At 72.6% G+C, this 8,786-nt stretch carries 10 protein-coding genes and 2 tRNA genes; 9 read left to right on the top strand and 3 right to left on the bottom strand.

Annotated features, from left to right (window positions below; genetic code table 11):
• Positions 1-92 precede the first annotated feature (92 nt).
• From scpB to A6Q79_RS13925, 9 genes are all read left to right on the top strand, one after another.
• Positions 93-893, top strand: coding sequence for an SMC-Scp complex subunit ScpB (gene scpB, locus A6Q79_RS13885; RefSeq protein WP_286689369.1), 801 nt, complete (start codon positions 93-95; stop codon positions 891-893).
• Complete coding sequence (locus A6Q79_RS13890) at positions 890-1,624, top strand: pseudouridine synthase (protein ID WP_286689368.1); 735 nt, start codon at positions 890-892, stop codon at positions 1,622-1,624. Before scpB ends, A6Q79_RS13890 begins: the two co-directional genes overlap by 4 nt.
• Positions 1,621-2,616 carry a prephenate dehydrogenase gene (locus tag A6Q79_RS13895; protein ID WP_317698638.1) on the top strand — a complete coding sequence of 332 codons (996 nt, stop codon included), beginning with the start codon at positions 1,621-1,623 and terminating at the stop codon, positions 2,614-2,616. Before A6Q79_RS13890 ends, A6Q79_RS13895 begins: the two co-directional genes overlap by 4 nt.
• A 36-nt stretch (positions 2,617-2,652) precedes the next feature.
• On the top strand, positions 2,653-3,324 hold the full coding sequence (gene cmk / locus A6Q79_RS13900) for a (d)CMP kinase (RefSeq protein ID WP_317698639.1): 672 nt from the start codon (positions 2,653-2,655) through the stop codon (positions 3,322-3,324).
• Entirely contained in the window at positions 3,321-4,043 is a 723-nt protein-coding gene (locus A6Q79_RS13905; protein ID WP_067859106.1) for a 1-acyl-sn-glycerol-3-phosphate acyltransferase, read from the top strand. Before cmk ends, A6Q79_RS13905 begins: the two co-directional genes overlap by 4 nt.
• On the top strand, positions 4,036-5,382 hold the full coding sequence (gene der, locus A6Q79_RS13910; RefSeq protein WP_067859104.1) for a ribosome biogenesis GTPase Der: 1,347 nt from the start codon (positions 4,036-4,038) through the stop codon (positions 5,380-5,382). The genes A6Q79_RS13905 and der overlap by 8 nt, the downstream gene beginning before the upstream one ends.
• Before the next feature lie 111 nt (positions 5,383-5,493).
• Positions 5,494-6,315 carry a pseudouridine synthase gene (locus tag A6Q79_RS13915; protein ID WP_286689380.1) on the top strand — a complete coding sequence of 274 codons (822 nt, stop codon included), beginning with the start codon at positions 5,494-5,496 and terminating at the stop codon, positions 6,313-6,315.
• A 50-nt stretch (positions 6,316-6,365) separates the two neighbouring features.
• Positions 6,366-6,436 (top strand) — tRNA-Pro (locus A6Q79_RS13920).
• A gap of 20 nt (positions 6,437-6,456) precedes the next feature.
• Positions 6,457-6,530, top strand: a tRNA-Pro gene (locus A6Q79_RS13925).
• A gap of 207 nt (positions 6,531-6,737) precedes the next feature.
• Here the strand turns inward: A6Q79_RS13925 and A6Q79_RS13930 are convergent.
• Genes A6Q79_RS13930 through A6Q79_RS13940 form a run of 3 tightly spaced genes read right to left on the bottom strand, consistent with a single transcriptional unit; the run spans position 6,738 to position 8,687 of the window.
• On the bottom strand, positions 6,738-7,907 hold the full coding sequence (locus tag A6Q79_RS13930; protein WP_286689365.1) for a site-specific integrase: 1,170 nt from the start codon (positions 7,905-7,907) through the stop codon (positions 6,738-6,740).
• 43 nt (positions 7,908-7,950) lie between these two features.
• Positions 7,951-8,166 carry an AlpA family transcriptional regulator gene (locus A6Q79_RS13935; RefSeq protein WP_286689364.1) on the bottom strand — a complete coding sequence of 72 codons (216 nt, stop codon included), beginning with the start codon at positions 8,164-8,166 and terminating at the stop codon, positions 7,951-7,953.
• Complete coding sequence (locus tag A6Q79_RS13940; protein WP_286689379.1) at positions 8,163-8,687, bottom strand: hypothetical protein; 525 nt, start codon at positions 8,685-8,687, stop codon at positions 8,163-8,165. The genes A6Q79_RS13935 and A6Q79_RS13940 overlap by 4 nt, the downstream gene beginning before the upstream one ends.
• Positions 8,688-8,786: the final 99 nt, after the last annotated feature.

Genomic DNA, 8,786 nt, shown 5'->3' on the forward strand with positions numbered 1-8,786 from the left:
CGACGACGTCGACATCGACGTCGGCGACGAGTTCGACGGTCACACCGCCGACGACGGGATCACCCCCGCCCTGACCATCCCGGAGGACGACGATGCCTGACGCCACGCCCGACGCGAGCACCGCCGAGGCGCCCGTCGACGAGCCGGTGCAGCCCGCGGAGCAGGGGGGGCAGCCCACGGACGGGTCGCTGCGCGGCCCGCACGAGCTGGAGCTCGAGCTGCTCGCGCTGCGTCCGGCGCTGGAGGCGGTGCTGATGGTCGCCGACCAGCCCCTCGACCACCTGACCCTCGCGCAGGCGGTGGGACACCCGCCCGTGGAGGTGCAGGCCGCGCTCTCCGAGCTGGCAGCCGAGTACGACGAGCAGGGACGCGGCTTCGAGCTGCGCCACGTCGGCGGCGGCTGGCGCTACTTCACGCGCGAGGCCTTCGCGCCGGCCGTCGAGCGGTTCGTGCTCGACGGCCAGCAGGCCCGGCTCACCCAGGCGGCGCTCGAGACGCTCGCCGTCGTCGCGTACCGCCAGCCCGTGAGCCGCTCGCGGATCTCGGCGATCCGCGGTGTCAACGTCGACGGCGTGGTGCGCACGCTGGTCACGCGCGGGCTCCTGGAGGAGGCCGGCACCGACCCCGAGAGCGGGGCGCACCTGTACCGGACCAGCAGCTACTTCCTCGAGCGGATGGGGCTCGCGTCGCTCGCGGAGCTCCCCGACATCGCGCCGATGCTGCCGGACATCGAGGACATGGAGGACGACCTCGTGCCCCCGAGCGGCTCCGACGATGCGACAGCGGAGGTCGCCGACGGGCTCGACACCGACGACGCAGACTCGTCCACCCCAGGCTCGTCCACGCCAGACTCGTCCAGCCCGGACGCGACCGAGGGGGAGGGGACCTCGTGAGCGAGGCCGAGGGCATCCGCCTGCAGAAGGTGCTTGCGCAGGCCGGGGTCGGCAGCCGCCGCCGCTGCGAGGAGCTCATGGCGACCGGCCGGGTCGAGGTCAACGGCGAGGTCGTCACCCAGATGGGCATCCGGGTCGACCCGCACACCGACCTCGTGCGGGTCGACGGTCGGCGCATCCCGCCGCCGTCGGACCACGCCTACCTCGTGCTCAACAAGCCGCGCGGCGTCGTCTCGTCGATGGCCGACGAGCAGGGCCGCCGCGACCTGACGGAGTTCGTGGCCGGACGCGACGAACGCCTGTTCCACGTGGGTCGCCTCGACACCGACACCTCGGGCCTGCTGCTGCTCACCAACGACGGCGACCTCGCCCACCGGTTGGCGCACCCGTCGTACGAGTTCACCAAGACCTACGTCGCCCTCGTCGACGGCGCGGTCGGCGACGCGGTGGGGCGGCGGCTGCGCGACGGCATCGAGCTCGAGGACGGCCCGGCCGCCGTCGACCGCTTCGTCGTGAAGGACCGTTCCCGTGGTCGCTCGCTGGTCGAGCTCGACCTGCACATGGGGCGCAACCGGATCGTGCGACGCATGCTCGCCGCCGTCGGCCACCCGGTCGTGGAGCTGACGCGCACGACGTTCGGACCGATCCACCTCGGGGGTCTCGGGGTGGGACGCTCGCGCGAGCTGACCCGCGAGGAGCTGGGGGACCTGTTCGATAGCGTGTCCCCATGACGTCGCTGCCCCCGACCCTCGTCGTCGGGTGCGGCCTCATCGGCACTTCCGTGGCGCTCGCGCTGCGCGAGCACGGCATCGACGTCCACCTGCGCGACCGCGACCCCGAGCACGTCGCCGCCGCGGTCGAGCGGGGCGCGGGCAGCGCCGAGCCGGTGCACGACCCGGCGCTCGTCGTCGTCGCGGTGCCCCCACGGGCCACCGCCGCCGCGGTGCGGGAGGCGCTCGAGACCTACCCCGCCGCCGTCGTCACCGACGTGGCGAGCGTCAAGGGCAGCGTCGCGCGCGAGGTCGCCGGGGGAGCCGGCCTCGACCGCTACGTGGGCAGCCACCCGATGGCCGGGAGCGAGCGCCCCGCAGCCGGCGCCACCGACGCTGCCGTGCGGCTGGTCGAGGAGGTCGCCGTGATGCTGGGCGCCGTGCCGACCGTCATGGACGCCGACACGCACGACCGTGCCGTCGCGCTCGTGTCGCACGTGCCGCAGGTGCTGTCGACGCTGACCGCCGCGCGTCTCGTGGACGCGCCGCCCGCGCACCTCGCCCTGGCGGGCCAGGGGCTGCGCGACGTCACCCGCGTCGCCGGCAGCGACCCCGCGCTCTGGCGCGACATCATCACCACGAACGCCGAGGAGATCGGCGCCGTGCTCACGGCCGTCCGCGACGACCTCGACACCCTGATCGACGCGCTCCGCGACCGCGACGTGGTCGGCGGCGTGCTCGAGGCCGGTCGCGTCGGCACCCGGGCCATCCCCGGCAAGCACGGCGGCGAGCCCGTCGAGCTGGTCGTCGTCAACGTGCAGGTGCCCGACACCCCCGGGGCGCTGTCGCGCCTGTTCGCCCACGTGGGCGAGTCGGGCGTCAACATCGAGGACCTGCGCATCGACCACGAGCTCGGTCGCCCGGTGGGACTCGTCGAGATCGCGGTCGCCGCCGACCGTGCCGACGAGCTCGTCGCCCGGCTCACCGAACGCGCGTGGTCCGCCTACCGTTGATTCGTCAATCCACCCCTCTCCGAGGAGCCAGCACCTGTGAGCACCCCCTTCGTCGTCGCCGTCGACGGTCCGTCCGGATCGGGCAAGTCCAGCACGGCACGAGGCGTGGCAACGCGCCTGTCGCTGGCCTACCTCGACACGGGCGCGATGTACCGCGCGGTCACGTGGGCGCTGCTGCAGCGTGGCACCGACCTCGGCGACCCCGCCGCCATCGCGCGTGACGCGGTCGACCTGCGGCTGGAGTCGGGTACCGCCCCGCAGTCGCCCACCATCCCCGTCGACGGCGCCGACGTCTCCGAGGCCGTCCGCGACGACGACGTGAACGCCCACGTGAGCCCCGTGGCGGCAGTGCCTGAGGTGCGCAGCATGCTCGTCGACCAGCAGCGCGCGATCATCGCCGAGGCCACGGGCGGCATCGTCGTGGAGGGTCGCGACATCGGGTCGACGGTGGCTCCCGACGCCCCGGTGAAGGTGTTCCTCGTCGCCGACGCTCAGGCGCGTGCCGCACGTCGGGCGGCGGAGCGAGGTGGGGCCGACGAGGCCGCGACCGCCGCGTCGCTGGCCGCCCGCGACGCCATCGACTCCACCCGCGCCACGTCGCCGCTGACGCGTGCCGACGGCGCCGTGCAGATCGACGGCACCCATCTCACGCTCGACGAGGTCGTCGACGCGGTGGTGCAGCTGGTCGAGGAGGCCCGGACGACGTGACCGAGCCCCTGGTCGGCGCCGGCGCCCCGGCGTACGCGCCGCGTGCCCTGCCGGAGGCGGGACTGCGGTCGCTGCGCCCGGTCGTGCGCCGCTCCGTCCACCGGCAGTGGGACGTGCGCCAGCGCGGCGCGCACCACGTGCCCGTCGCGGGCCCGGTCATCCTCGCCAGCAACCACGTGGGGTGGCTCGACGGCCCGCTGCTCATCCTGTGCGCCCCGCGCCACGCGCACGCACTCGTCAAGCGGGAGGCCTTCGAGGGTCGCACCGCCCGGGTCCTGCGCCTCGCCGGCCAGATCCCGGTGCGGCGGGAGGAGCGCGACGTCGGCGCCCTGCGCACGGCGGCCGGTGCGCTCGCGGCCGGCCAGTGCGTCGTCGTGTACCCGGAGGGTCAGCGTGGCGCAGGTGACGTGCGGCGGACGAAGGACGGCGTCGCGTGGCTCGCGATGGTCTCCGGCGCGCCCGTCGTGCCGGTGGCGCTGTTCGGCACGCGGGCGCCGGGCGGGCACCCGGAGAGCAGGCCCGCGCGGGGCGCGCGGATCGACGTCGTCTACGGTGAACCCTTACGGATCGCGCCCGTTCCGTGGCCCCGCACCCGGGCCCACGTGGCCGAGGTCGGGCGCCGGATCACCGATCACCTGCGGCACCACGTCGAGTGGGCCGCGGACACCGGGCACCTGCAGCTGCCCGGCCCCCTGCCCGAAGGAACTGCCGATGTCTGAGTCCACCGCGCCGCGCGGCGACGCGCCCCTGCCCGTCCTGGCGGTCATCGGACGGCCCAACGTCGGCAAGTCGACGCTCGTCAACCGCATCATCGGCCGCCGCGAGGCCGTCGTCGAGGACGTCCCCGGCGTCACCCGCGACCGCGTGCCCTACGACGCGGAGTGGAACGGCAAGGCCTTCACCGTGGTCGACACGGGCGGCTGGGACCCCGACGCCCGCGGGCTCGCGGAGCGGATCGCCGCGCAGGCCGAGGTGGCCGTGCAGGCCGCCGACGCCGTCCTCTTCGTCGTCGACGCCACGGTCGGCATCACCGACGCCGACGAGGCGGTCGTGCGGATCCTGCGCGCGGCGAAGAAGCCCGTGGTCCTGGCAGCGAACAAGGTCGACGACCAGCGGGGCGAGCTCGAGGCGGCGTCGCTCTGGAACCTGGGGCTCGGCGAGCCGTACCCCGTCTCCGCGCTGCACGGTCGCGGCAGCGGCGACATGCTCGACGCCGTCCTCGCCGCGCTGCCCGACGCGCCCGAGGAGCGGGAGTCCGAGATCGGCGGTCCGCGCCGGGTCGCCATCGTCGGCAAGCCCAACGTGGGCAAGTCGAGCCTGCTGAACCAGCTCGCGGGGGAGTACCGGGTCGTCGTCGACGACGCGTCCGGCACGACCGTCGACCCCGTCGACGAGCTGGTGGAGCTCGGCGGACGCGAGTGGCGCTTCATCGACACCGCCGGCATCCGCCGCCGGGTCCGCGAGGCGTCGGGGCATGAGTACTACGCGAGCCTGCGCACGTCGACGGCGATCGAGCGCGCCGAGGTCGCCGTCGTCATCGTCGACGCGAGCATGCCGTTCACCGAGCAGGACATCCGCATCGTCTCCTCGGTCGCCGAGACCGGCCGCGCCCTCGTCGTCGCGTTCAACAAGTGGGACAAGGTCGACGAGGAGCGCCGCTACTACCTGGAGCGCGAGATCGAGCGCGAGCTCGTGCAGGTGCAGTGGGCCCCGCGCATCAACATCGCCGCCCGCACCGGCTGGCACGTCGACCGGCTCGTGCGCGCGCTCGACGCCGCCCTCGAGGGCTGGGAGACGCGCATCGGCACGGGCGCGCTGAACTCCTTCCTCGGGCGGCTCGTCGCCGAGCACCCGCACCCGGTGCGCGGCGGCAAGCAGGCCAAGATCCTCTTCGGCACGCAGGCCTCGACCGCTCCGCCGACGTTCATCCTCTTCACGTCGGGGAAGCTGGAGGCGGGCTACGTGCGCTTCGTCGAGCGTCGGCTGCGCGAGGAGTTCGGCTTCGTCGGCACGCCGATCCACATCCAGCAGCGTCCGCGCGAGAAGCGCAAGCGCTGACGGGACGGGCTCGTGCCGCCGCGTTCGCCCCTGCCGCCGCGCCACGGGCTCGGCGCCGCCTGGGTGCGCACGCCCGACCACGACCGCACCCGGCCCTCGCCCGCCCCGACCATGGGCGCCTGGTTGCGCCAGAAGCTGCCCGAGCGCGTCGGGGTCGAGGAGCTGCTCGCCGAGGGTCGGTTCGTGCTCGACGACGGGACGCCGCTCACGGGTGAGGAGCCCTACCGTCCGCACACGTTCGTGTGGTTCCACCGTGCGCTGCGCGACGAGCCGGAGGTGCCGGGCACGATCGACGTGCTGCACGAGGACGAGCGGCTGCTGGTGGTCGACAAGCCGCCGTTCCTGGCGACGATCCCGCGCGGACGGCACGTGCGCCAGAGCGTCACGGTGCGGCTGCGCGACAGCCTCGACCTGCCGGAGCTGACGCCCGCGCACCGTCTGGACCGCGTGACGTCGGGCGTGCTGGTGCTGGTGAAGGAACGGCGGTGGCGCGGCGCGTACCAGCAGCTGTTCGCCGAGCGCGCGATGCGCAAGACGTACCTCGCCCTCGCGCCCTACGACCCGTCCCTGGAGCTGCCGACGACCGTGCGCGACCACGTGCGCAAGGACCGTGGGACGCTGCGCGCCGAGGTCGTGCCGGACGCCCCCGTGAACGCGGTGACGCACGTGGAGCTGCAGGAGGTCCGGGGCGACGAGGCCGTGTACCGCCTCCGCCCCGAGACCGGCCGCACCCACCAGCTGCGCCTGCACCTCTGCGGGCTCGGCGTGCCGATCGTCGGCGACCCGCTGTACCCCGACGTGCTCGACGTCGCGGTCGACGACATGACCACCCCGTTGCAGCTCCTGGCCCACGAGCTCGCCTTCACCGACCCCGTCGACGACGCCCCGCGTCGCTTCACGAGCCGCCGCGCCCTGCCCCTCACGAACGCCTGAGGCCAGGTGGGGTCGCGGCGAGCGCGTACGGTAGGCTGGCTCAGGTTGTTCGGGCTGTAGCGCAGCTTGGTAGCGCACCTGACTGGGGGTTAAGGGGTTTACCCCGCTCTGGTCGGCCCGAACAACTGAAAATCGATGCCACGGGCTGTGGCGCAGCTTGGTAGCGCACCTGACTGGGGGTCAGGGGGTCGCAGGTTCAAATCCTGTCAGCCCGACGTAAAAGCCCAGGTGAGACTAGGTTTCTCGCCTGGGCTTCATCTTGTCCGATGGCCGTTTTTCGTGGTCCCCCTCTGGTCCCCCAACGCTCTCGCCGGCGGTCGCCTGCAGACGAACGGAGTGCCTCGAATCTGCTTCCTGTGGATAAGGGGACCAAAAGGGGACCAGAACGGTTCCGGGGGTGTTCGCGCCGGTGTGGGCGTGCATCACAGGCCCCTGGACGGGGTGCTTCCGCGCTGGGCGTACTTGCGCTGTCCGGCGGCGGAGAGGAAGGCGTTGGCCTGCTCGGCCGCCGACGCGAGGTGGCGGTCGTCGGGGTGTAGGTAGCCGCGGGTGGTCTCCATTGAGGCGTGTCCGAGGATGTCTTGGAGGACGTGCAGCGGGATGCCTGCGTCGGCCATCCAGGTCGCCCCGGTGTGGCGCAGCCCGTGCCGGGTGAGGTCAGGCAGGCCGAGCTTCGCGACGATGCCGTCCCAGTTGGTGGCGTCGCGGACGGTCGCGGTGGTGAGGTAGCCGCCCTTCGGGCCGACCAGCACCGAGTCCTCGGGCTTCTTGCCGTCGGTGAGGCGTTCCAGCACGGGGCGGAGCGGTTCGAGGATCGGCACGCGGCGTTCTTTGCGGCTCTTGGTCGGCTTGGTGACCAGCCCGCCCTTGCCGGGGAACACCTGCCGGCGGATCACCACGAGGTTCTTGGCGAAGTCGACGTCCCCTACTTGCAACCCGGACACCTCCGAGGATCGGGCCGCGAGCAGCGCGGCGAGCATCACGAAGTCGCTGTAGGACTGATGGACCTTCCCGCATGCGCGTGCGAGGCGATTGAGGGTCTTCATGTCCGGGATGGCGTGCGCCCGCGGGGAGGCGTGTTTGGCTGCCTGTCCGCGAAAGGCGTTGCGGTTCAGGCTTCGCTTGGCGCGGTTCTTCGCGGGGTTGATCTGGATCAGCCCGTCCCGCACGGCTTCATCGAGCACCCGCACGAGCGGGGCGATGGTGTTCTTGATGGTCGAGGCGCCGTGGCGCTGTTCCCACTCATCGATGGTGCGGTCGATGATGCCGGCGGTGATCTGGGTGACCGGCAAGTGCCCGAGCGCGGGCAGCACCCGTAGCTTCAGCCCGTACCCGTAGGTCTCGCCGGTGGACGTCGGATCCAGGCCACGCGCCCACCGGTCGCCGATGGAAGTGACGAACTCCAGCAGCGTCATGGACACATCCATGCCCTTGGTCGAGGAGTTGCGGAGCTGGTCGAAGAAGGCGTGCGCAGCCGCTTCGTCGCGCACGATCTCCGATCGGATCACCCGGCGCTTGGTGGTCGGGTCGGTCCACCGGGCGCGGGCACGAATGCCGTAGGAGCGGCGCTCCATGTCCGTGGAGACCTTCACGCCGATCGGCGGGACCGGCTTGGGCTCGGCGGTCGGCTGCGGCTCAGCTCTCCGGGGCATGATCGTGTTCCAGCTCGCCCAGCCAGCGGTCCACGGCATCGAGCCGGTACCGGGCGATCCCGCCCAGCCGCAGGAACGGCGGCCCGGTCCCGGCCGAGCGCCACCGCGACAGCGTGGACTCCGACACCTTCAAGTACGCGGCGACCTCGCGACTATCCAGCAGCGGCGTGACGACCAGCGCCTCGGTCTTGTCGCTCAAAACACTTCTCCAGTGCCAGGGTCGAGGTCGCGGTAGAACGCTTCCTCGGCTTCGCGGCGGGCTTGGACGTCGGCCATGACGAACTCCACGAACTCGGCGTCGCGGTCGATGATCGGGATGTCCTCGATGGGGTCGCGGGGTTCCTCCCCGGGCCAGACAGTCTGCCTGGTGGGGCGGTCGCGGTCGAGACGGGTGCCAGAGGCGGCGACCCATTCTCGGAGCCGCTGCCGGGCGTCGGCGAAGTCGCGGTGCCAGCCGAGCGGTGCGCTGCCGTTCTGGTCGGGGTCGTAGGCGCAGAGCCAGTGCAGGTGCAGCGCGCTCAGCTCCCACAGCAGCTCGGGGTGCATGTGCCAGGCCGGCGGGATCACGGAGGCGTGGAGCCCGTAGGTGTGGCGCAGCCAGTCCACCCAGCGGTTGAGTTCCAACCACTCGGCCTCGGCGTCCTCGGCACTCAGCAGGTTCCAGTTGATCGGGTGCGGCGGTTCGGCGATCAGCGGCTCGTCGTAGCCTTCGTCGTCCATCTCGTCCACATCCGAGTCGGGAACGTCGTTCGTCGTGGCGTCGCCGTGAGGTTCGTCGGACATGCTTGGCTCCTGTCTGCTCCCTGGCCCCGGTGGTGC

The sequence above is a fragment of the Aeromicrobium sp. REDSEA-S32_B7 genome (assembly GCF_001626145.1).
GTDB classification, from domain to species: domain Bacteria; phylum Actinomycetota; class Actinomycetes; order Propionibacteriales; family Nocardioidaceae; genus Aeromicrobium; species Aeromicrobium erythreum.